This is a genomic window from Salimicrobium salexigens (assembly GCF_900156705.1).
GTDB classification, from domain to species: Bacteria; Bacillota; Bacilli; order Bacillales; family Halobacillaceae; genus Salimicrobium; species Salimicrobium album.
Genome location: NZ_FTOK01000001.1, coordinates 14,530 through 35,208 on the forward strand (window position 1 = coordinate 14,530; position 20,679 = coordinate 35,208).

Annotated in this window: 20 protein-coding genes; 19 read left to right on the plus strand and 1 reads right to left on the minus strand. The window is 46.0% G+C overall.

Annotated features, from left to right (window positions below):
* The first annotated feature begins 6 nt into the window (after window positions 1-6).
* The 13 genes from BW931_RS00140 (at window position 7) to BW931_RS00200 (ending at window position 13,732) form a co-directional block, all read left to right on the plus strand.
* The gene (locus tag BW931_RS00140) at window positions 7-1,485 is read left to right on the plus strand and encodes a potassium/proton antiporter (protein WP_076568992.1); all 1,479 of its coding nucleotides are present in this window, start codon (window positions 7-9) and stop codon (window positions 1,483-1,485) included.
* A 215-nt stretch (window positions 1,486-1,700) separates the two neighbouring features.
* A complete protein-coding gene (gene proC / locus BW931_RS00145) occupies window positions 1,701-2,510 on the plus strand; it encodes a pyrroline-5-carboxylate reductase (protein WP_040609862.1) in 810 nt (269 codons plus the stop codon).
* Between the two features lie 172 nt (window positions 2,511-2,682).
* On the plus strand, window positions 2,683-3,621 hold the full coding sequence (locus tag BW931_RS00150; protein ID WP_076568994.1) for an ABC transporter substrate-binding protein: 939 nt from the start codon (window positions 2,683-2,685) through the stop codon (window positions 3,619-3,621).
* 190 nt (window positions 3,622-3,811) lie between these two features.
* The gene (locus BW931_RS00155) at window positions 3,812-4,807 is read left to right on the plus strand and encodes a FecCD family ABC transporter permease (protein ID WP_076568996.1); all 996 of its coding nucleotides are present in this window, start codon (window positions 3,812-3,814) and stop codon (window positions 4,805-4,807) included.
* Complete coding sequence (locus BW931_RS00160; RefSeq protein ID WP_076568998.1) at window positions 4,804-5,769, plus strand: FecCD family ABC transporter permease; 966 nt, start codon at window positions 4,804-4,806, stop codon at window positions 5,767-5,769. The genes BW931_RS00155 and BW931_RS00160 overlap by 4 nt, the downstream gene beginning before the upstream one ends.
* Window positions 5,770-5,902: 133 nt before the next feature.
* Complete coding sequence (locus BW931_RS00165) at window positions 5,903-7,096, plus strand: NupC/NupG family nucleoside CNT transporter (protein ID WP_076569000.1); 1,194 nt, start codon at window positions 5,903-5,905, stop codon at window positions 7,094-7,096.
* Window positions 7,097-7,229: 133 nt separating this feature from the next.
* On the plus strand, window positions 7,230-8,660 hold the full coding sequence (locus BW931_RS00170; protein WP_076569002.1) for an aldehyde dehydrogenase family protein: 1,431 nt from the start codon (window positions 7,230-7,232) through the stop codon (window positions 8,658-8,660).
* Between the two features lie 184 nt (window positions 8,661-8,844).
* Window positions 8,845-9,918 (plus strand): undecaprenyldiphospho-muramoylpentapeptide beta-N-acetylglucosaminyltransferase, encoded by a 1,074-nt coding sequence (locus BW931_RS00175; RefSeq protein ID WP_076569004.1) that lies wholly within the window; start codon window positions 8,845-8,847, stop codon window positions 9,916-9,918.
* A gap of 3 nt (window positions 9,919-9,921) precedes the next feature.
* Window positions 9,922-10,266 (plus strand): hypothetical protein, encoded by a 345-nt coding sequence (locus BW931_RS00180; RefSeq protein ID WP_008592195.1) that lies wholly within the window; start codon window positions 9,922-9,924, stop codon window positions 10,264-10,266.
* A 15-nt stretch (window positions 10,267-10,281) separates the two neighbouring features.
* Complete coding sequence (locus BW931_RS00185; protein WP_076569006.1) at window positions 10,282-11,106, plus strand: aldo/keto reductase; 825 nt, start codon at window positions 10,282-10,284, stop codon at window positions 11,104-11,106.
* Window positions 11,107-11,271: 165 nt separating this feature from the next.
* On the plus strand, window positions 11,272-12,072 hold the full coding sequence (locus BW931_RS00190; protein WP_234972543.1) for a S1C family serine protease: 801 nt from the start codon (window positions 11,272-11,274) through the stop codon (window positions 12,070-12,072).
* Window positions 12,073-12,287: 215 nt separating this feature from the next.
* Window positions 12,288-13,025: an RNA polymerase sigma-I factor gene (sigI, locus tag BW931_RS00195; protein ID WP_008592200.1), complete on the plus strand. Its 738-nt coding sequence runs from the start codon at window positions 12,288-12,290 to the stop codon at window positions 13,023-13,025.
* On the plus strand, window positions 13,022-13,732 hold the full coding sequence (locus tag BW931_RS00200; protein ID WP_076569008.1) for an anti-sigma factor domain-containing protein: 711 nt from the start codon (window positions 13,022-13,024) through the stop codon (window positions 13,730-13,732). The genes sigI and BW931_RS00200 overlap by 4 nt, the downstream gene beginning before the upstream one ends.
* Window positions 13,733-13,886: 154 nt before the next feature.
* Here BW931_RS00200 and BW931_RS00205 read toward each other — a convergent pair whose 3' ends face one another.
* The gene (locus BW931_RS00205; RefSeq protein WP_076569010.1) at window positions 13,887-14,609 is read right to left on the minus strand and encodes an SDR family oxidoreductase; all 723 of its coding nucleotides are present in this window, start codon (window positions 14,607-14,609) and stop codon (window positions 13,887-13,889) included.
* Between the two features lie 280 nt (window positions 14,610-14,889).
* Here BW931_RS00205 and BW931_RS00210 point away from each other — a divergent pair, with 280 nt between their 5' ends.
* From BW931_RS00210 to BW931_RS00235, 6 genes are all read left to right on the plus strand, one after another.
* Entirely contained in the window at window positions 14,890-15,354 is a 465-nt protein-coding gene (locus tag BW931_RS00210) for a hypothetical protein (RefSeq protein WP_076569012.1), read from the plus strand.
* Window positions 15,355-15,433: 79 nt separating this feature from the next.
* Window positions 15,434-16,312, plus strand: coding sequence for a D-amino-acid transaminase (gene dat, locus BW931_RS00215; protein WP_076569014.1), 879 nt, complete (start codon window positions 15,434-15,436; stop codon window positions 16,310-16,312).
* Between the two features lie 25 nt (window positions 16,313-16,337).
* Window positions 16,338-16,781 (plus strand): hypothetical protein, encoded by a 444-nt coding sequence (locus BW931_RS00220; protein ID WP_076569016.1) that lies wholly within the window; start codon window positions 16,338-16,340, stop codon window positions 16,779-16,781.
* Window positions 16,782-16,967: 186 nt separating this feature from the next.
* Window positions 16,968-17,957, plus strand: a complete 990-nt coding sequence (locus BW931_RS00225; RefSeq protein WP_008592206.1) for a TAXI family TRAP transporter solute-binding subunit — start codon at window positions 16,968-16,970, stop codon at window positions 17,955-17,957.
* A gap of 94 nt (window positions 17,958-18,051) precedes the next feature.
* Complete coding sequence (locus BW931_RS00230) at window positions 18,052-18,561, plus strand: DUF1850 domain-containing protein (protein WP_008592208.1); 510 nt, start codon at window positions 18,052-18,054, stop codon at window positions 18,559-18,561.
* The gene (locus BW931_RS00235; RefSeq protein ID WP_076569018.1) at window positions 18,558-20,657 is read left to right on the plus strand and encodes a TRAP transporter permease; all 2,100 of its coding nucleotides are present in this window, start codon (window positions 18,558-18,560) and stop codon (window positions 20,655-20,657) included. The genes BW931_RS00230 and BW931_RS00235 overlap by 4 nt, the downstream gene beginning before the upstream one ends.
* Window positions 20,658-20,679: the final 22 nt, after the last annotated feature.

A 20,679-nucleotide genomic window follows, 5' to 3' on the forward strand; every position in this document is an offset into this window, starting at 1 on the left:
CCATAAATGATACAGGAAATTTTAGAATCCAATCAGTTTCTTTTTTTGATAGCACTGCTTCTGATTGTCAGTGTGGTAGTTACGAAATTTTCAAGCCGTCTCGGCGTGCCTTCACTGGTTTTATTTATAGCTGTAGGAATGATTGTTGGAAGTGACGGTCTTCAACTCGTGTATTTTAATAATGCCGAAGTTGCCCAGTTAATCGGGGTAATGGCTCTTGTAGTCATTTTGTTCGAGGGTGGTATGCAGACGGAGTGGCGGGAAATCAGACCGGTGGCCGCACCGTCTGTCATGCTTGCTACAGTCGGCGTGCTGATAACCACTGCCATTGTAGCTGTAACAGCGAAATACATTATCGATTTACCATGGCTCGAAGCCTTTCTGTTAGGGTCCATCGTAGGTTCCACGGATGCTGCAGCCGTATTCGCCGTGCTGAAAGGAAAAAACATCAAAGATAAAGTATCCTCCACGCTTGAAGCGGAATCGGGGACTAATGATCCTATGGCCGTCTTCCTGACGGTCACGTTCATACAACTTCTTTCTCTGGAGGAGTCCAACATTTGGACAGCCGTGGGTTCTTTTTTCTGGCAGATGGGTGCCGGTCTTCTGACAGGAATTATTATCGGATACGTGGCGAGCCTCTCCCTGAATAAAATAAACCTCGACTCAAGTGGTTTGTATCCGTTGTTTGCTTTGGGTTTTGCATTCCTCGCCTACAGTACGAGTTCACTTATTGAATCGAGCGGCTTGCTCGCAGTCTATGTAAGTGCTGTTGTAATCGGCCACGGTGAGCTCGCCTATCGATACTCCATTCTCCGTTTCCATGAAGGGTTCGGCTGGATGGCGCAGATTTTGATGTTCGTCCTGCTTGGGCTGTTTGTTTCCCCTTCGGAGGTGTTTACAGGCAACGTTATGTGGAGCGGGGTGCTTACAGCATTTGTACTGATATTTATCGCCCGGCCCGCCGCGGTATTTTCGATGCTCGGCTTTTTCAGATTTTCGACTAAGGAAATGCTGTTTCTGTCGTGGGCGGGACTAAGAGGAGCTGTACCAATCGTACTGGCGATATTCCCTATGCTCGCAGGAATCGGTCACAGCCAGACTATTTTTAATATCGTTTTCTTCATTGTTCTGATTTCAGCTCTGCTGCAGGGTTCGACTATTATGCAGGTGGCAGAGAAATTCAAATTGGTTTCAGAGAGGAGAATCAATCCTATCCATTCTCTCGAGGTGATATCCATGGGGAAAGCGAACGTGGAGATGCTGGAATTTGAAGTAACAGACCAGAACCAGATCGCCGGGGAGACGCTTGAAGATTTATCTTTGCCTGACAGGGCTTTGATTAACGCTATTATAAGAGACGGGGATATGATTACCCCTTACGGTCAGACAACAATTATGCCGGGAGACACGTTGTACATTCTCGTAGCCCGGAAAGTGAAGAAACAGCTGAAGAAACGTCTGCAGGCTTTAAAAGAAAATTGAACATAAGTAAGAGCCAGGTGTAGAAGGGTACCTGGCTCGATTGCAGTGGTTATGATATTTGGGGTGAAGCGTTATGATATGATTACGTATTTTATTATAAAGCAGGTCTTCAGCTTTGTAAACCCTTTCTCAGGAAATATAACCTTTTTCGTTAATGAGATTGTGAACGTGGACAGATTTCGTTAAAATGAAAACCATTAAAGGAGGCGATTGATTTGGTAAAGAACATTGGTTTTATAGGATGTGGCAGCATGGGGCAGGCAATGATCCAGGGGATGATCCGTTCCGGGAGCGTCTCTATCGATCAGATTTCTGCGACTGCAATAACCGAGGAGACTATCGATTTCGTAAGCGGGGAAATCGGTATACGGATTTCTGATGACAACAAACGTCTGGCTGCGGATAGTGATATCCTGTTCCTGGCTGTGAAACCTTATGTTTATCAGGGGGTAATCGAACAGATCAAATCGGAACTTTCTGAAGATACTATTATAGTTACAATCGCCCCCGGCATAAACTTAGAAACGATGAGGAAGTATCTTGGCAAAAACGTCAAGGTAATTCGCTCCATGCCTAACACACCTTCTTTAGTAGGGGAAGGGATGAGTGTATTGTGCCCTAATGAACTGGTTACAGAGACGGAACTGAATGCTGTTCTCGATCTTTATGAGAGCTTCGGGAAGGCGGAGGTTATTAAAGAAAATCTCATGGATGCTGTACCTGCCGTAAGCGGGTCTTCTCCGGCATTTGTCTATATGTTCATTGAAGCTATGGCCGATACGGCGGTACAACAGGGGTTTCCAAGAGATAAGGCCTATAAAATGGCTGCTCAGTCCGTGAGCGGAGCGGCAAAAATGATTCTTGAAACAGGAGAGCACCCGGGCAAACTGAAAGACGATGTTTGTACGCCCGGGGGAGTCACCATCGAGGGCGTCACCGCTCTTGAAAAACACGGTCTTCGCAAGGCTGTAATCGAAGCGATGAATGCTACGACAGAACGTTCCGGATATTTATCGAAACAGTAAACCCTGTTTTCGGCACCGGGGGAAAACAGAGTCTCCTGCTTTAAATAAACATTATAATTACTGTCTGAATTGTAGCTACTGTTTATTAAAGTGAAAAATATCTTTACAACAGGGGGTGGAGCGCATAAGATAATAGTGATAATGATTTTCAATTAAGGTCAGGAGTGAAGTAATGAAACGTTATGCAGTACTTATAAGCATGTTTGCTTTTGTTATATTTTTAGCGGCTTGCGGAGGAAATGAAGAGGATTCTTCCGGGGAATCGCAGGAGGATAAGAAAGAAACGCGAACGATTAAACATGAAATGGGCGAAACCGAAATTACAGGAACGCCGGAGAAAGTAGTGGCTCTGGAGTTTTCCTTTGTGGATAACCTTGCTTCTCTCGGTATCACCCCGGCGGGGATCGCAGATGATGAGGATCCGGAACGTATCATAGACCCCGTTAAAGAAAAAATAGGAGACTACACTTCGGTAGGTACGAGAAAGCAGCCTTCCCTCGAAGTGATCAGTTCTCTCCAGCCGGATTTGATCATAGCCGATTATGAAAGACATCAGGATATTTATGATCAGCTTTCGGAAATTGCACCGACGATTGTCCTGCCTTCCCTTTCAGCGGATTATGCAGGCATTATCGACAGTTTCGAAACGGTTGCAAAAGCTGTGGGGAAAGAGCAGAAGGGGGAGGAAGTTCTGAAAGAGCATAAAAACAGAATGGAAGAACTCCGCTCTCAGGTCCCGGAAGACGAATCAAGGACAGTTTTACCTGCCGTAGTGGCCGACAGCGGCTATTTCGCTCACAATTTCGAATCATATACCGGCTCCCTTCTTGAATCCATCGGCCTCGAAAACGCGATTCAGAGTGGAGACGACAGATATAATAAAATAAACCTGGAACAAATTGTAGAAGTCGATCCGGATGTGATGTTCCATATGGTGACCGGAGATAAGACAGTAGTGGACGAATGGAAAGAAAACGATCTGTACGGAAAAGTAAGTGCAGTAAAAGAAGACCAGGTGTACGAGGTGGACCGTAATATGTGGTCAAGATTCCGTGGGTTAATCTCCTCCGAGAAAATTCTGGAAGACGCTATCAACCACTTATATGAGTGATTTCTGAAAGAACGGACGTCATACTCCGTTCTTTCTTGTTTTACATTAATTTACCTGCTCCGGTAAAACCGGAGTATAGTAAAGGAATCGAAACAGCCCGGCTCCTTTGCTATACTCGTATGCAGAGGTGCCTGTGTTTTAAATCGGGGTATGTTTGAATTCCATGTCTTCTCGAATAGGAAGGATAGTTATGAAGAAGTCCAATCGTAAAATTATCATTACCGTACTTGCAGGCCTGCTGCTGTTGACAGTTTCTGTTTATTTCAGTCTCAGTATAGGAGCTTATACGGTATCCATGTCGGATTTAATAGGAGGGGTGACGGGAGGATCATCGACCGAAGCTGCAGAAGTCGTACGAACATTAAGGCTTCCGAGGGCTCTCGTAGCTGTACTGATAGGAGCGGGTCTTGCAGTAGCCGGGGCCATCATGCAGGCGATGACGAATAACCCTTTGGCCTCCCCTCAGATTTTCGGGGTGAATGCCGGAGGATCTCTGCTCGTCGTACTCGCCGTCGTGCTGTTCCCTGACTTCTCTCCTTCCGAAATCGTTTATTTTGCCTTCATCGGTGCAGCCCTTGGAGGAGGTCTTGTGTTTTTTACAGCTTCCTCGGGAGGTATGACCCCCGTTAAACTGGCTCTTGCCGGAATTACCATTCATATGTTTCTTACCTCCCTGATCGAATCCGTAGTGATTTTTAACGAAACCTCCACTGAAGATGTATTATTCTGGCTGGCAGGAGGAGTGGACGGTACTGATTGGGGGGATGTACAGTTGCTCCTTGTATGGGTAGGATCAGGACTGGCAGCAGCCATGCTGTTATCTCCTTCCTTTACGATTATGAGTCTCGGCGAAGAAGTGGCGAGAGGGCTTGGACAGCGGGTTGTTTGGATGAGAATGGCCGCTTCACTCATTGTAGTACTTCTTGCGGGTGCAGCAGTGTCTATTGCAGGTCCTATAGGGTTTGTCGGTCTCATCATTCCTCACATCGCCCGGAAGCTCGTGGGTACCGATTACAAAATTGTGCTGCCGGTCTGTGCGCTGTTCGGGGGAATTCTTCTGTCTGTTTCGGACGTTCTGTCAAGGTTCATCGCCTTTCCGGCCGAATCCCCTGTAGGAATCGTTACGGCATTGATCGGTGCTCCCTTTTTCTTATATTTGGCACAAAAAGGAGGGCAGACAACATGAAGAACAGATCTCCTTTTCTTATCATCAGTGTACTGGCTGCGGGAGTTCTTGTTGCCGGTATCCTCTCCGCAGGGGTAGGAGCCGTTTATGTCTCACCTGCTGCCATCTTTAGCGGGGAGCAGTCATTTCTGTTCATGAACTTCAGAGTCCCCCGCCTTGTTATAGCACTGCTTGTCGGTGCCGGCCTGGGCATATCCGGCGCGATTTTACAGGCGGTTATCCGTAATCCGCTTGCTTCTCCTGACGTCATAGGTATTACGAAAGGGGCAGGCTTTGCAGCAGCGTCCACCATCATACTCTTTCCCGGGCTCCCTCCGCAGGCGGTACCGGTTGCGGCGTTTCTCGGTGCGGGGATCGTGACGGCAGGTCTTTACCTGTTCGCTTTTCGGCAACGGGTGCAACCGGCTACGCTTGCGCTTGTGGGAATAGCTCTGGGGGCCATTTTTCAGGCCGGCATCCAGTTTTTGACCGTACGGTATCCGGTAGAGACGAATGTGGCCCTCGTATGGCTGACCGGAAGTCTGTGGGGTAAAGACTGGAGCGACATATGGATGCTTCTTCCCTGGATAATTATATTCTCCGGGATAGCGATGTTTCTTACCGGGAAAATGGACATTTTACAACTGGGGGATGACGTGGCTGAGGGCCTCGGGGAAAGTGTAAAAGCAGCACGCATTGTTCTTCTTCTTGTGTCCGTTGTGCTTGCAGGTGTGTCAGTGGCTATTGTAGGGACCCTCGGTTTCGTAGGGCTGGTAGCACCGCACATAGCGAGACAGCTGGTCGGGAATAAACATATCGTACTTTTGCCTGCCTCCGCACTGACGGGAATGATTCTTCTTCTAGTCGCCGACGGGCTCGGGAGGGGACTGGTCCCTCCTACGGAAATTCCTGCAGGGATTTTTACAGCTGTCATAGGAGCTCCATACTTTCTGTATCTTTTAAGAAAAATGCAGAAAACGTAAGTGAAATTAGAATATTTTTTCTATTTGCAGGATTCTTGCATGACGTCTGACAACCTGTTACAATCCATATGTAAGCGTTATATGAAAATGTTTTCACTGCTTTTTTTTATAAAATATTAAGGGGGACGCATCTGTGGTCAGTTTTCTTCTGAGCTTGGCATCCATCGCTGTCGTGATCGGCATTGCTTTTTTAATGTCCAATGATAAGAAAAACATTAATTTCATCGGTGTCGGTACAATGCTTATGGCTCAACTAGTTACTACGTTTTTCATGTTCCAGACTCCGTGGGGAGAAGCGCTCATCAAGGGAATTTCGGCGGTTTTCAATAAACTGATAGAGTTCGGGACAGAAGGGGTCAATTTTATTCTTGGAGGAGTGGCAGTCGAAGAAGGCGGTTCCGTATTTTTCTTCAACGTACTTCTGCTGATTGTATTTTTCTCGACTCTCCTTTCCGTTTTGACACATCTGAAAATTCTTCCGTTTATCATCAAATATCTTGGTTTAGGTCTTTCGTTTATTACACGTCTTCCGAAAGTAGAGTCGTTCAACGCGGTGAACAGTATCTTCTTCGGCCAGTCGGAAGCGATTATTGCAATCAAATCCCAGTTTCAGCGACTGAACAATAACCGCCTTTATATTGTCAGTGCTTCAGCGATGGGATCTGTTTCCGCCTCGATCGTCGGAGCTTATCTGAACATACTGCCTGAGCAGTTCGTACTTGTCGCTCTGCCGCTAAACATGTTCAGCGCATTGATTGTAGCTTCTATTATCGCACCGGTTAAGGTGCCGAAAGAAGAGGACGAGGTGGATATCCAGGATGTTTCTCAGTCCAAAAGTATTTTTGAAGCGATGGGGAACGGGGCGCTCGATGGCGGAAAGATTGCACTTATCGTCGGGGCCATGCTTATCGCCTTCATCGCTTCCCTCGAACTTGTGAACTATGCTATATCTGCCATATTTGCAGGCGTTACGTTACAGGAGATTCTTGGTTATATATTTGCTCCTATCGGGTTCCTTATGGGTATCCCGGCTTCTGAAACCGTACAATCGGGTGCGATTATGGGTACGAAGATCATTACAAACGAATTTGTCGCTATGCTTCAGTTCGAACAGATGCTTAGTGAAGTCTCCGATAAAACAGTGGGAGTCGTCACCGTCTTCCTTACCAGTTTCGCTAACTTCTCCTCCATAGGTATCATTGCAGGTACAGTGCAGGGAATTGATGCTAAAAAAGGTGCGGAAGTTTCCAGTTTCGGTATGAAACTCCTTATCGGTGCCACACTCGGCTCCATTCTTTCCGGTACGATGGCCGGTATATTCCTTTAAGACGAAGGACCTGACTGCTTCATTCAGCAGTCAGGTTTTTTTGTGTACAACTTTGCTTCGCTAATAAATTGTTTATTGTGAAAAAAATAGGAAATACTGTGAGAAAGCCTTATTTAGGAAAAGGAGTGGAAATATGGAGGACGTTAAACTTTATATTGATGGACAATGGGTGGATACGGAAGAAAAAGCGGAAGTACTGGATAAATATTCGATGGAGCCGTATGCAAGTGTCCCACAGGCTTCCGAGAAAGAAGTCGACCAGGCTGTGAAAGCGGCAGAGGACGCCTATAATGAAGGTCCGCTCCCACCTTATGAACGGTTCAAAATATTGAAGAAGGTAAGCGAATTGATGCAGGAAAGAAAAGAAGATCTGGCCCTGACGATCACAAAGGAAGCCGGGAAGCCCCTGAAACAGGCCCGGACAGAAATTGACCGTGCGACGCAGACGGTGGAATTATCAGCAGAAGAAGCGAAGCGTATCAGCGGAGAAGGTGTACCGGTGGAAGCATCTCCCGGGTCTGAGAATCGCATGGCTTTTACAATCAGGGTGCCGGTAGGGGTCGTAGGTGCGATAAGTCCTTTCAACTTCCCGATGAACCTCGTCTGTCACAAAATAGCTCCGGCGATTGCAGCGGGTAATGCGGTAGTACTTAAACCGGCCAGTAAAACCCCGGTGACCGCTCTTAAACTCGCCTCCCTGTTCCATGAGGCAGGTCTCAGGAAAGGCTTATTCAACGTTGTTATCGGGTCGGGATCAACTGTAGGGAATCAGATGATGCAGGATGAGAAAATCTCCCTTTACACATTCACCGGAAGTTCCAAAGTCGGTCTGAAACTGAAACAGAATACAGGAATGAATAAACTCATTCTTGAACTTGGTAACAACTCTCCTGTCATTATAGATAAGCACGCAGATATTGATAAAGCGGCTGAGAATACCGCAGCTAAAAGTTATGCATTCGCAGGTCAGACGTGTATTTCGGTCCAGCGTCTGTATGTGCACGAAGAAGTGAAAAAAGAGTTCGAAAATAAATTCATCCAAGCTCTCAAGAAATTAAAAGTCGGAGATCCGAATGATCCGGATACCGATGTAGGTCCTATGATAGGCGAGAAGGAAGCCGAGGCAGCGGTGGAATGGATAGAAGAGGCGAAATCGGGTGGAGCGACTGTTCTCCATGGAGGTACAAGAAAAGGATCACTTCTTGAACCTACCGTGCTCACCGACGTTGACGAGTCGATGAAAGTGGTAAGTGAGGAAGTTTTTGCTCCGGTCGTAAGTATTTTGTCCTTCTCCAACCTTAAAGAAGGTGTAAAAGAGGTGAATAAATCGAAATACGGTCTGCAGGGAGGAATCTTTACCCAGAATGTCAACAATGCTTTCTATGCTGCAAGAAACGTGCAGGTAGGCGGATTTATGATAAATGATTCTTCCCAGTATCGTGTCGATCTGATGCCTTATGGAGGCGTGAAAGAAAGCGGCTGGGGTAAAGAAGGTCCTAAATATACTATCGAAGATATGACAGAAGAGCGTCTGGTCGTAATGAACCTTGACGATCCTTCCTGAAGTGTTTATCGAAAGCTGCCCCCCCGGGCAGCTTTTTTATGTGGAAAATCGATGAGTGAGGGTTGTCTGTCGACTGTAATTTCTTTTTTGTATACGGTAAGATATGATTAAATGAGGGTGGCAGTGATGCGTGAATCAATCAGCAGTGCTGGGCTACGATTTTTAAAAGAAGGGGAAGATACATATGAAAAGAATGCTGTTCACAGGCGGGGGGACCGCCGGGCACGTAATCGTGAATACGGCACTGATTCCTGCCGTACAGAAAAAAGGATATGAAATTGATTATATAGGTTCGTACAATGGAATAGAGAAAGAACTGATACAGCCTATGGAGGGAGTAGACTACCACAGTATTTCGACAGGCAAGCTGAGAAGGTACATGTCGAAAGAAAATTTTAAAGATCCGTTCAAAGTGGCGAAGGGGACTTTTCAGGCGCTGTCGGTTTTAAAAAGAAAGAAACCGGGAGTCATTTTCTCGAAAGGCGGATTTGTCAGCGTACCTGTAGTACTTGCTGCCAAGCTCGCGCGAGTACCGGTTTTGATTCATGAATCGGACTACACCCCCGGACTTGCCAACAAATTGTCTTTTCCTTTTGCAGACAGAATTCTTACAACATTCCCGGAAACGATGAAGCATGTACCGGAGAAGAAGTCGGAATATATCGGCGCGATTATCAGGGAGGAACTTTTTCTCGGAGACGCCGATGCCGCCAGAGAGATGACCGGTTTCTCCGACGATAAACCTGTCCTTCTCGTAATGGGAGGGAGTACTGGATCCGAGACGATAAACACGGCTATACGGGACAACCTCGATCAGCTTCTTCTGAACTACAACATCATTCATCTGTGCGGAAAGGGCCACAGGGAGGAAGCTTATAACGTAAAAGGTTATATACAGTATGAGTATGTCAAAGATGAACTGAAGGATTTACTGAAACTGGCTGACCTCGTCGTCTCCCGCGCCGGGGCTAATGCAATTTTTGAATTCGTGGCATTGAAAAAACCTATGCTTCTCATCCCTCTCTCCCGCAAGGTGAGCAGGGGAGATCAGATTCTGAACGCCCAATCTTTTGAACGTCAGGGGTTTGCCCATAGTCTTGAAGAGGAACAGGTTACGAAGAAAAGCTTTCTGGAAGCCGTAAGAAAGCTGGACGAAGATCAGGAGCAGTTGAAAACACATATGGAAAAATATGAGGTGGAAAAATCGAAGGAGCACGTCATCGAGCTGCTGGAGCAGTATGAGAAAAGAAAGGGGTAAGTTATGACACATGCCTGTCGGTACTGCCAAAAACCGATCCGTGACCGGGATGAGCTCGTGACCGCCGCAAAATGGTTCAGTATACGTCCGTACCACTACATCTGTTACGATCAGGCGGCCCGGGAAGTAGAAAGGATCGGCGACAATGAAAAACCATTGAACAATATGCCGAACACTATTATCTCGATCATTATGCTGGCGGTCAGTATATTTTTTCTTGCCGGTTCAGCTCTTGGTTCCATCGGTGATCTGCTCGGAGTGCTGACTTTGTATCCACCATTGATGAGAATTCTTTCCTATGTGAGATATGAACATCCGCTTCCGGTATTTCTGGAAAACAAACGTTAGAAGGAGGAAGAAATGATGAATTTGGAATCCACAGTTACATTGTCAAATGGAGTGAAAATCCCTCAGCTGGGTCTGGGTGTTTATAAAGTGGCACAGGAAGAGGCGAAAGAAACTGTTTCCACAGCCCTTGATCTCGGATACCGCCATATTGACACTGCCTCTTTTTATGGAAATGAAAGGGAAGTGGGGAGTGCTATCGCAGAGTCGAATATCCCGAGAGAAGAGATTTTTGTAACGACGAAGGTGTGGAACGATGAGCAGGGTTACGCAGAAACGATTAAAGCTTTTGAGCGCAGCCTTGATAAATTACAAACGGATTATGTCGATTTATACCTCATTCACTGGCCGGTTCCCGGTAAATTTCAGGATACGTGGAAAGCTCTTGAAGACCTCTATAATCAGGGACGTGCGAGAGCGATAGGCGTCTGTAATTTTCAGGAACATCACCTGGAAAAACTGTTGGAGACGGCGGAAGTAACGCCGGTCGTCGACCAGGTGGAGTTTCACCCGCGCCTTTATCAGAAAGACCTGCTTGACTTCTGTTCTGCAAAAGATATAAAGCTGGAAGCTTGGGCTCCTCTCGGAAGAGCCAGATATTTGGATTCTCCCGTACTGCAATCATTGGCTGAGAAGCATAATAAAACGCCTGCTCAGATTATTATCCGCTGGGGGCTTCAGCACGGAATCGTCACTATTCCGAAATCCACCAGACGCAAACGTCAAAAAGAGAACGCCGACGTTTTCGATTTTGAACTAAGTCCCGAAGATATAAATGAAATTGATGAAATGGATCGGAATGAACGTCAGGGGAAACATCCGGATGAATTTCCATATGATTGACGTTCCCTGAACAATATAGCAGTTATACAAGACGCGTGGATCGAGATAGAATCGATCTGCGCGTCTGTTTTTATAGTAAAAGACGAAATATTTCCCGGGGAATAACCGGAAATGTTCAAAAGATGACTTCAGTGATAAAATTAACGTAAGAATCGAGGTGAGCCCGTGAGCTGGAGAGACGATGAGCAGATGGATGAAGATTTGAAAGAGAACCTGAATGAAGAAGAAATGGCAGAACTGATTGAAGAAGAAAATTCCTTCCCTCGCAAGGAACGTACAGAAAAAAGAAAAAACAGGAACCCTTTCTCGAAGTGGCTGATTATATTAATAGCTTTTTTCATGTTTTTAAGCGTAATCAGTGCCATTCCCCGTACGTTTTCCATCCCGGCTATAGACTTCCTTATTACTTCGGCCAAGTTATACACTGATGAAGACGTTCGTCAATACAAAGAATCTGTGGTAGTGGTGGAAGCGGGGGAAAAGAAAGGGACAGGCTTCTCTTACACGTCCGACGGGGAAATACTTACCAACCATCACGTAATAGAAGGGGAAAAAAGAATCTCGGTTTCTTTTGAAGAAGAAGGCCTTTATTCAGCGGAGGTCGTAGAAGAATATGAAAAAATAGACCTCGCTGTTCTGAAAGTATCAGGTAAGAACCTGCCTCATCTCGAACTTGCGGACCGGGCACAATTTCAGGGGGATCCGCCTATCCGATTTATCGGGAACCCGCTGCGGTTTATAAGGATTGCGAACGAAGGGGAAATCATAGGGATGAAAGAACTTGAGGGCTGGGAAGAAAAAGTGCTGGTGCTGGATGCCCCTGTGTACCGGGGGAATTCCGGGAGTCCGGTTATCAATGAGGAAGGGAAAGTCACAGGAATCGTATTTGCAACGTTGCAGACGGACGACCATGGAAAAGTGGGTCTGGCAGTCCCGGTGGATCATTTTCATGAAGTGAACAGATAATAGTCATTATTGTTTGCAACAGAATTTTAAAAAAATGTAATCAGTGTGTTCTCGCTTACACTCCCGTCGTTTAGTAAAATAGTTTCATCAAGTTGTGAATCGCACGACTTAGTAACGAATATACATTTGTTGAATCGATGAAACAATTCTAATAAAACGCTTCCACAGTATTAGTGGTTGTAACGAAAACATTTAACAGCCGGGGGTGAAGAAGGTTGAGCGTACATCTGTTTACGAATAAAGAGTCCGCCCTGGAGACACAGGTGACTGCGGCCCAGTTCGGGGATGAGGAGATAAGACATGAACTCATCTCCAAATATCAACCTTTCGTTGCCAAGTGTGTCTCGGAAGTGTGCAAGAAATATATCAGTCCTTCCCGGGATGATGAATTCAGCATAGGGCTTATAGCATTCAATGATGCGATCGATTCCTATGTCATAGATAAAGGTGCTGCTTTCCTTTCTTTTGCAAAGCTGGTCATCAAACGGAGGGTAATCGATTACATCCGTCAGCAGACCTCCCCTATAATAATGACTTCTATAAATAATCTGAATGACCAAGAAGAAAAAACGGAAAGCCCTGCTGAAGTACAGATTTCGAGAGAAAAATTCGAAGTGGAAACGGAAGCGTGGTACCGGAGAACGGAAATCGAAGAATTTCAGCAGCAGCTTCGTCATTTCCGTCTGTCTTTCAAGGAACTGACAGAAGTTGCCCCAAGACACAGAGATGCAAGAGAATCTGCCCTCAAAGTAGCGCATATTGTTTTTCATAACGAGGAGTTACGTACTAAAGTATTAAGTAAAGGCCGTTTGCCGATCAAAGAATTGAGTGACAAAGTCACTGTAAGTAAAAAGACGTTAGAGCGGAATCGCAAGTATATTATTTCTCTTGTGCTTATACTGTCAGGTGACTACGTATATCTGAAAGATTATCTGAAGGGGGTAGATGTGTGAAGAAGGGAGTAGTCCTTGAACATAAAGTACGTTCGACTATTGTGTTCACCAGCGAAGGCGAGTTTGTGAAAGCCAGGAAAATCCCTGATGCAAAAGTGGGGGAAGAAGCTTTTTACGAAAAGAAACCCGGCTTTTCACTCAACTGGATGCCTCCTAAAAAGTTCAGTGCTTTTGCGATTGTTCTGGCTTTTCTTCTCGCTTTTGTACCTGCTTATTTATGGTATGGAAATGATAAAACCTATGCTTACGTGAATATAGACATTAATCCGAGCTTCGAGGCGAAGATAAATCGGGAGCTTGAGGTTATCTCGTTGGAAGCTGCTGATGATGAAGCTCAGGTTATTATAAAAAACATGGAAGAATGGGAAGGGAAAAAGCTGGCTGCCGTAACTTCCCAGTTATGTGAAGCTGTCAACGGTGACGGTGCTTCCGGAGAAGAAAATGTACTTTTAGGTATTTCTTATTTAACAGGGAAGGAAGAGCTGGAGATCAGTAAAAATGTAAGGCAATTTCTCGCTCAGGAAGAGGAAGCTTACGAGGCTGCTGTGTATACAGTGCCGTACAAGTGGAAGGAAGAAGCCGAAAAAGTCGGGAAAACTGTGAATTCTTTAGTCAATGAACGAATTACCGCAAGTGAAGAGGTTACTGAGATTGAAGATGATGTGAAAGATGTGATTCGGATGTTTTTCGAGTCGAAGAAAGATTGAGCAGCTGTAGAGAGGTTTCTCAGGAAGACGATTCGTATCGATGTATTAAAACGTTCGTTATAATAAAAGATGAGTAAAGAAGCAGCCAATAGAAGCAGTGTAATACTGCTTCTGCTGACTGCTTCTTTTGTTTAAGGACCGGGTGCATATACACTTACGGTCTTGGATAATCCTGGGCTAGTGGATGGATATGCATTTCGTCTACCTGCATATGTTTCGGGGCAGAAGCCATGTGCAGTAGTCCTGCAGCTACATCATCAGCTTTCAACCAGTCTTTTTTCTCCGGGTCACCTTCTGTACCTCCGGCAAAATTCGTATCCGTCATGCCGGGGTTAATCGTCCCGACCCGTATACCAAAAGGTTTTAATTCCTGAGCGACGGATCCCATGAAACCCTGCACGGCATATTTGGTGGCAGTATACAATGACCCGTTCTCGGGTATCGAATAACGGGAGACATCGGAAGCTACAGTCAGAATGGTACCTGATTGCTGTTTCTTCATTTGTGGGATGACAGATTTAGTAGCCAGGAATACGCCCTGTACGTTCACCTCGAACATTTTTTTCCATTCTTCGAGTGTGATATCCTCCAGAGCCTGAAATTTTCCCACGCCGGCATTGTTGATGAGTACATCTACACGACCATACGTATTGATTGTGGAATGGATGATCTGTTCCATCGCACCTTCCCTGGTGACATCGCTTACCAGAGCAACTACGTCATTGAAGCCGGCCTCTTCAAGAGATTTTTTCGTATCATATATATCTTCGGAACTTCCGGTTACAGTGAGCCGCGCTCCGGCTTTGGCGAAATGGAAAGCTGCGGCCCGGCCTATACCGCGTGAAGCACCAGTGATTACAACGATTTCATTCTTCATATAAAGATCCTCCTCTGCAGGTTGTAAGTTTGGATAGATGATGACCAGTTGAAGTGTCGCTTCACCTGATTACGCTGCTATTATTTTCGTCATTTTCCGGAAAAGAATCAACCCCTGACTGATTCCCCGGAAAAAGAGGGGATACCCTCCTATTTAACAGAATATCATATGATTGGAAACAACATGTTCAATTTCTTAAAAGAATAGCGTTCAGGTAAAGAAAGTTTTTTTCCTCCTGTGCTATAATGAGTAAAGTTTGAACTGTAGGGAGAGATTCGCTTTGGCTATGAAAGAGAGAACCTGGTTAAGGCTGACGGTGAGTGGCATTTTTTTATTGGCATTTTTAATATTGCTGAGTATTGTCACTATGGAAAAGACTTCTGTGCAGAGAGTGTATGTTACCTTAAGTGAAGTGACGGGGGTAATGACTCTTGTTACGGCAGTTACTGCTGTAACAAAAGATAAGCGGAGAAAATGGATGTTCATAGGAACTGTTTCTTTTCTTGTCACCTGGGCAATGCTGGCTGTTGCGTATGAAATCAGTCTTGATGAAGATACATCCGCCGGCTGGCTGTGGTTTTTTCTTTATTACGTAATAGCCCTGGTTACTATAATTATTCTGAAAAAAGGTGTACGGGAAACGCCGGGGAAAGAACTGCTTTTCCCTGTTACTTTGCTTTTCTTTACAGGAATCCAGCTTGTGTACGTTTTCGCTGTACATATTTTTTGGAATCTTCCCTTCTGAGCAGGGGAACAACGAACGGATCAGACGATACGGACGGGTCCTGGTGGATCGTCCCTAAAGATTGACAGGAGGTTTATATATGAGTTTATACGATTGGATTCTGACCGGAAAAGAGTTCGTGGAAAAGAACGACCTGAGTTATCCCTTCGAAGAAAGAGGCCTTCAGTTCGGTGATGGAGTGTACGAAGTTATCCGGATTTATGAGGGGGAATACTATCTTATCGAAGAGCATGTCGAACGTCTGTACCGTTCTGCAGCAGCAATCAAAATAGACGTACCTTTTCAGAAACAGGAATTATACGCTCACTTGCATGAACTTCTGAATAAAAACAGTGTACGTAATGATGCAACGATGTATCTCCAGCTTACGAGAGGTTCAGCTCCGAGAGACCACGCATTCCCCCTCAACACCGAAGCTAATCTGTATGCGTATGTGAAAGATTTCGCCCGCAACACTGACTCGCTGGAAGAAGGCGCCCCTGCCATTACTATGGAAGATATACGGTGGGAATGGTGTTATATTAAAAGTCTGAATCTGCTTCCGAACGTTCTCGCCAAACAAAACGCCAAGGAACTGGGCGCAAAAGAAGCGATTCTTCATAAAGACGGAATCGTTACGGAAGGAAGTTCCTCAAATATTTACCTGGTGCGGAACGGTAAGGTATATACCCACCCCGCAACGAAACGTATCCTCGGCGGATGCGTGCGCATGAAAATAGAGGAGTTCTGCAAGGAAGCGGACATTCCGTTTATAGAAGAAGCTTTCAGGATGGAAGACTTCGAAGGCGCGGACGAGGTATTTATGACGAGCAGTACTTCGGAGGTACAGCCCCTGACTAAGGTTGATGAGGTGACAATCGGCAATGGCCGGCCTGGTCCGGTAACGAGGAAGCTGCAGGCTGCTTACGAAAAAGATGCGGGAATTACGGGAACGGCAGCGATTTTTTCAAAAGAATAATACTTTCAGAAAAGGCGGGAACACAATGAGTTATCATTCTATAGATGTTTCAAAGGAACAGCTTCGTACAATGGTGGCTTCCATGTTTCTTTCCACATGGATAGTCAATTATCCGAGACAGGAACTGAACGAAGAGTTCGAAGATGTGCGGAATCTTGTGCTGGCTGAATACTACAAAGATTCCATGCAGGAAGAAGTGGAATACCAGCCCCATGCGGACGTTTATGAGCTGAATCAGGAAACGGAAAATAAGTGGATGGAACGCTACGTGCAGGAATATGATGAACATAGTTTCTGGGATCAGCTTATTGAAAAAATGAGCCAGAAAGAAATGATCGATGCCTTTGGGGAGGAAATAATGAATCGCCCGCTGAAGGAAGAAGAAGTGGAAAAACAATTAGAAATAGAAGCGAAAGTGGAAGAGAAACTGGAGAAGAACGGGTTATGGGCTTTAACGTGGGAAGATTGATGACATAAAGTCCGACAAAGCGGGTGACAAAGATGTGAAAAAATTCTTTTCACCCGCACTACTTTCGTGTAGAATATATTTTGGTCCCGAATCTTATTTTTGCTGCAACGTACTGAAAGAACGGTTTCAAACTTATCATACGAACGATGAATAAGTTCACATACTACAATTACAGGAGGTAATTTTATGAAAAAAGGGTTTTTATTATTCCTATTGTTGGGAACGCTTTCTCTTGTGCTGGCTGCTTGTGGCGGCGGTACTTCGAGTAGCGATGAAGGAAGTTCCGATAACGGTGAAGGGGGCGAAAGCGGAGATACAGAGTTCGTGCAGATCCTCACAGGCGGAACGCAGGGTACATATTACCCGCTTGGAGGAGCATTTGCGAATATCCTGACCAGTGAAATAGATAATCTGGAAGCAAACGCTACGTCTACAGGGGCTTCCGTGGAAAATATGAAATCCATGCGTGACGGCGACGGCCAGCTCGCATTCACTCAGACAGACATCGCTTCTTACGCAAAGAACGGAGAAGTTATGTTTGATGAAAAGATTGAAAATCTTCAGGCTATCGGTACTCTTTACCCTGAAACTATCCAAATCGTAACGACGGCTGATACAGGAATAGAATCAGTGGAAGACCTTGAAGGCAAAGTTGTTTCCGTAGGGGCGGTCGGTTCCGGAACTCATGCGAACGCAGAGAACATTCTGGACATTCACGGTCTTTCAATTGAAGACGATATCGAAGCCCGCGACCTTGCTTTCGATGACTCTACGTCCGGAATCCAGGATGGGACGATTGATGCGGCATTCATTACATCCGGTACACCGACGGGTGCCGTAGAAAGTCTGGCGGCTACTTCCGATGTCAACATCGTTCCTGTGGAACAGGATAAAGTCAAAGAACTGATTGACGAGTACGGGTACTATGCTCAGGACGAAATTCCTGAAGGTACTTACGGACTTGAAAAAGCGGTAAGCACGGTAGCTGTTCAGGCTATGCTTGTAACTGATTCCAACTTAAGTGAAGATCTCGTCTATAATATGACAAAAGCTATTTTCGAAAACACAGATCAGGTTCAGCATGCCAAAGGGGAGCAGATTACTGCCGAGAGTGCTCAGGAAGGTGTAGGTATCGATCTTCACCCCGGAGCGAAAAAATATTTTGATGAACAGTAAGAAAAGCCTATAGCAGGGAAAAGGAAAGGGACTGTCAGACAGGATACTGTCCGGCACAGTCCCTTTTCGTCTCTGACAAGAGGACAGGGATACTATGAAAAAATGGATAGTCGCAGTGCTGACTGTCTTGGCAGTCGGTATCCTGCTGGCCTGGATATTCATTCCTTGCCGCTACGTACTTACTGTAACTACGATGCCCGGGGAAGAAAGAGTATATTTTTTGCCTGTATCCGAAAACGATCATTTTCAGCTTCAATTCATCCACTCTGTTCACTTGTCCAGGGTGGTGGAAGAGTATGAAATGAAAGGCCGTTCTTTAAAGCCGGTCCGGCTTATATACGAGGACACGGCGATCGGCATGCCTTCCAATGCAGGGGAAGGGGAGTCGTTTGAAATGAAGAACGGGAAATATTACATCACAAATCTTCAGGGTTCGCATTCCAGTTTAGACCTGAACATAGGTCAGGTGAAGGCGGAACATACTATTAACTATCATGATAATTCTTATTTACTTAAAGATTCCATTGAGGCGGGAAGCTGGGTGCGTATCGCCCCTGCATACGTCTCTAATCTGGAAGTGTGGAGAGGAGTGAAGCTGCAATGAGTGAAACTAACGAATCAGTGGAAAAACAGAAAGAAGTTATGGAAAAGTACGACCCCGAGTCCGGCGTCCGGGAACTCACCGGGAAGATAGCTAAAATAGTATTTATTTTACTACTTTCTTTTTCCGTATTTCAGTTACTTACATCCACCGTCTACCAGGTGCAGGCTCAGATTCTCCGTTCTGTACACGTAGGCTTCGGTCTTGTACTGATTTTTCTGTTGTACCCCGCTACTAAGAAGAATAGAAGCAAAGGGAAAATTGCGTGGTACGATATAGGCCTCGCCATTCTCGGAGGCGGAGTAGGTTTATACTGGCCGCTGTTTTATGAAGATATCGTCCTCCGGGCCGGCGACATGACCCAGCTTGATTTTTACGTGGGAGCTTTGGCGATAGTGCTTGTGCTTGAAGCGACGAGGAGAGCCGTGGGTATACCTATTACGGTTATTGCGGCACTTTTCCTCGCTTACGCGTACTGGGGTCGCCAGATGCCGAGTTTTCTCGTACACAGAGGGGTGGACCTCGATAATCTCGTGCAGTCCATGTTCTTTACTACAGAGGGTATTCTCGGTACACCAATCGCCGTCTCCTCCACGTTCATCTTTTTATTCCTGTTGTTCGGTGCTTTCCTCGTCAAGACGGGAGTAGGTCAGTATTTCAATGACCTGGCTGTTGCTCTGGCAGGTAAAAGAACGGGGGGGCCTGCGAAAGTTGCGATTTTCTCCAGTGCCCTGCAGGGGACGATAAGCGGAAGTTCCGTGGCGAACGTGGTTACGTCCGGATCTTTCACTATCCCGATGATGAAAAAACTCGGGTACCGCCGGGAATTTGCCGGGGGAGTGGAAGCGGCTGCTTCGACAGGAGGACAGCTCATGCCTCCGATCATGGGTGCAGCGGCTTTCCTTATGATCGAATTTATCGGAATCGACTACTGGTCGATTGCTAAAGCGGCTCTCATACCAGCAATTCTGTATTTTACAGGTATCTGGATTATGACCCACTTCGAAGCTAAAAGAACGGGACTGAGCGGCTTGCCGGATGAAGATATTCCGGATAAAAAAGAAGTGCTGAAAAAGCTTTACCTATTGCTGCCGATTGTGGCTATCGTCGTCTTTCTGGCAAGCGGGGTAAGCGTTATGCGTTCCGCCCTTTACGGCATACTGACTGTCATACTGGTAGGTCTGCTGCGGGAGGAGAAATTCAGGAAAATTTACGTCGCTACCTTTGCCGCAGGCTTTGTCGGTTTCGGCATTTACGGCTTTCTGCAAGGCGGATTCTCTATCCTTGACTCCATTATTGCCGGCACGCTCGTAACGATTATAGTGAGCTACCTTTTCGACGGAAATCTCAAGGATACGATTGATGCTCTCGTAAGTGGTGCCAGAACGGCTCTTGGAGTTGTAGCGGCCACGGCGGCGGCAGGTATTATCGTAGGAGTGGTAACGAAAACGGGACTCGGGCTGAAACTTGCCAACAGTCTTGTCACTCTTGCGGACGGTCAGATTCTGATTACGCTTTTCTTTACGATGATTGCCGCTATTATACTTGGTATGGGCTCGCCGACAACGGCTAACTATGTCATCACCTCCACGATTGCAGCTCCGGCTGTCATTCTTCTTGGGGTGCAGGATCTGGCAGCTCACCTGTTCGTTTTCTACTTCGGCATTATAGCGGATATCACTCCGCCTGTAGCGCTTGCGGCGTTCGCAGCTTCCGGTGTTGCGTCTTCCGAACCGATACGAACCGGGCTGAACGCAGCGAAGCTTGCCATTGCCGCATTCATCATCCCGTACATGTTCGTACTTTCACCGGAACTGTTGATGATCGACACGAACGTCGGGGAAGTATCATGGATTCTGTTCACAGCCATAACCGGAATGATGGCTATAGGCGCCGGGCTGGTCGGATACTGGTTCAGAAAAGTGGAATGGTACGAACGGATACCGGCAGTTCTCGGAGGACTCACACTCATTTATCCGGGACTTTGGAGCGACATTATCGGGTTGAGCATATTTGTTATCCTGCTTGCTCTTCAATTCCTCGTTAAAAAAGATGGACTTGGCGTACCGGTTGTGAAAACGACCAGTCAGGGCGTCTGACACAATCAGGTAAAACGAAATA

What these genes read in the sequence shown, in the direction of transcription:
- BW931_RS00140 (WP_076568992.1), top strand. Translation starts at nt 7, where the DNA reads ATGATACAGGAAATTTTAGAATCCAATCAGTTTCTTTTTTTGATAGCA.
- BW931_RS00150 (WP_076568994.1), top strand. Translation starts at nt 2,683, where the DNA reads ATGAAACGTTATGCAGTACTTATAAGCATGTTTGCTTTTGTTATATTT.
- BW931_RS00155 (WP_076568996.1), top strand. Translation starts at nt 3,812, where the DNA reads ATGAAGAAGTCCAATCGTAAAATTATCATTACCGTACTTGCAGGCCTG.
- BW931_RS00160 (WP_076568998.1), top strand. Translation starts at nt 4,804, where the DNA reads ATGAAGAACAGATCTCCTTTTCTTATCATCAGTGTACTGGCTGCGGGA.
- BW931_RS00170 (WP_076569002.1), top strand. Translation starts at nt 7,230, where the DNA reads ATGGAGGACGTTAAACTTTATATTGATGGACAATGGGTGGATACGGAA.
- BW931_RS00175 (WP_076569004.1), top strand. Translation starts at nt 8,845, where the DNA reads ATGAAAAGAATGCTGTTCACAGGCGGGGGGACCGCCGGGCACGTAATC.
- BW931_RS00180 (WP_008592195.1), top strand. Translation starts at nt 9,922, where the DNA reads ATGACACATGCCTGTCGGTACTGCCAAAAACCGATCCGTGACCGGGAT.
- BW931_RS00185 (WP_076569006.1), top strand. Translation starts at nt 10,282, where the DNA reads ATGAATTTGGAATCCACAGTTACATTGTCAAATGGAGTGAAAATCCCT.
- BW931_RS00205 (WP_076569010.1), bottom strand. Translation starts at nt 14,609, where the DNA reads ATGAAGAATGAAATCGTTGTAATCACTGGTGCTTCACGCGGTATAGGC.
- dat (WP_076569014.1), top strand. Translation starts at nt 15,434, where the DNA reads ATGAGTTTATACGATTGGATTCTGACCGGAAAAGAGTTCGTGGAAAAG.
- BW931_RS00220 (WP_076569016.1), top strand. Translation starts at nt 16,338, where the DNA reads ATGAGTTATCATTCTATAGATGTTTCAAAGGAACAGCTTCGTACAATG.
- BW931_RS00225 (WP_008592206.1), top strand. Translation starts at nt 16,968, where the DNA reads ATGAAAAAAGGGTTTTTATTATTCCTATTGTTGGGAACGCTTTCTCTT.
- BW931_RS00230 (WP_008592208.1), top strand. Translation starts at nt 18,052, where the DNA reads ATGAAAAAATGGATAGTCGCAGTGCTGACTGTCTTGGCAGTCGGTATC.
- BW931_RS00235 (WP_076569018.1), top strand. Translation starts at nt 18,558, where the DNA reads ATGAGTGAAACTAACGAATCAGTGGAAAAACAGAAAGAAGTTATGGAA.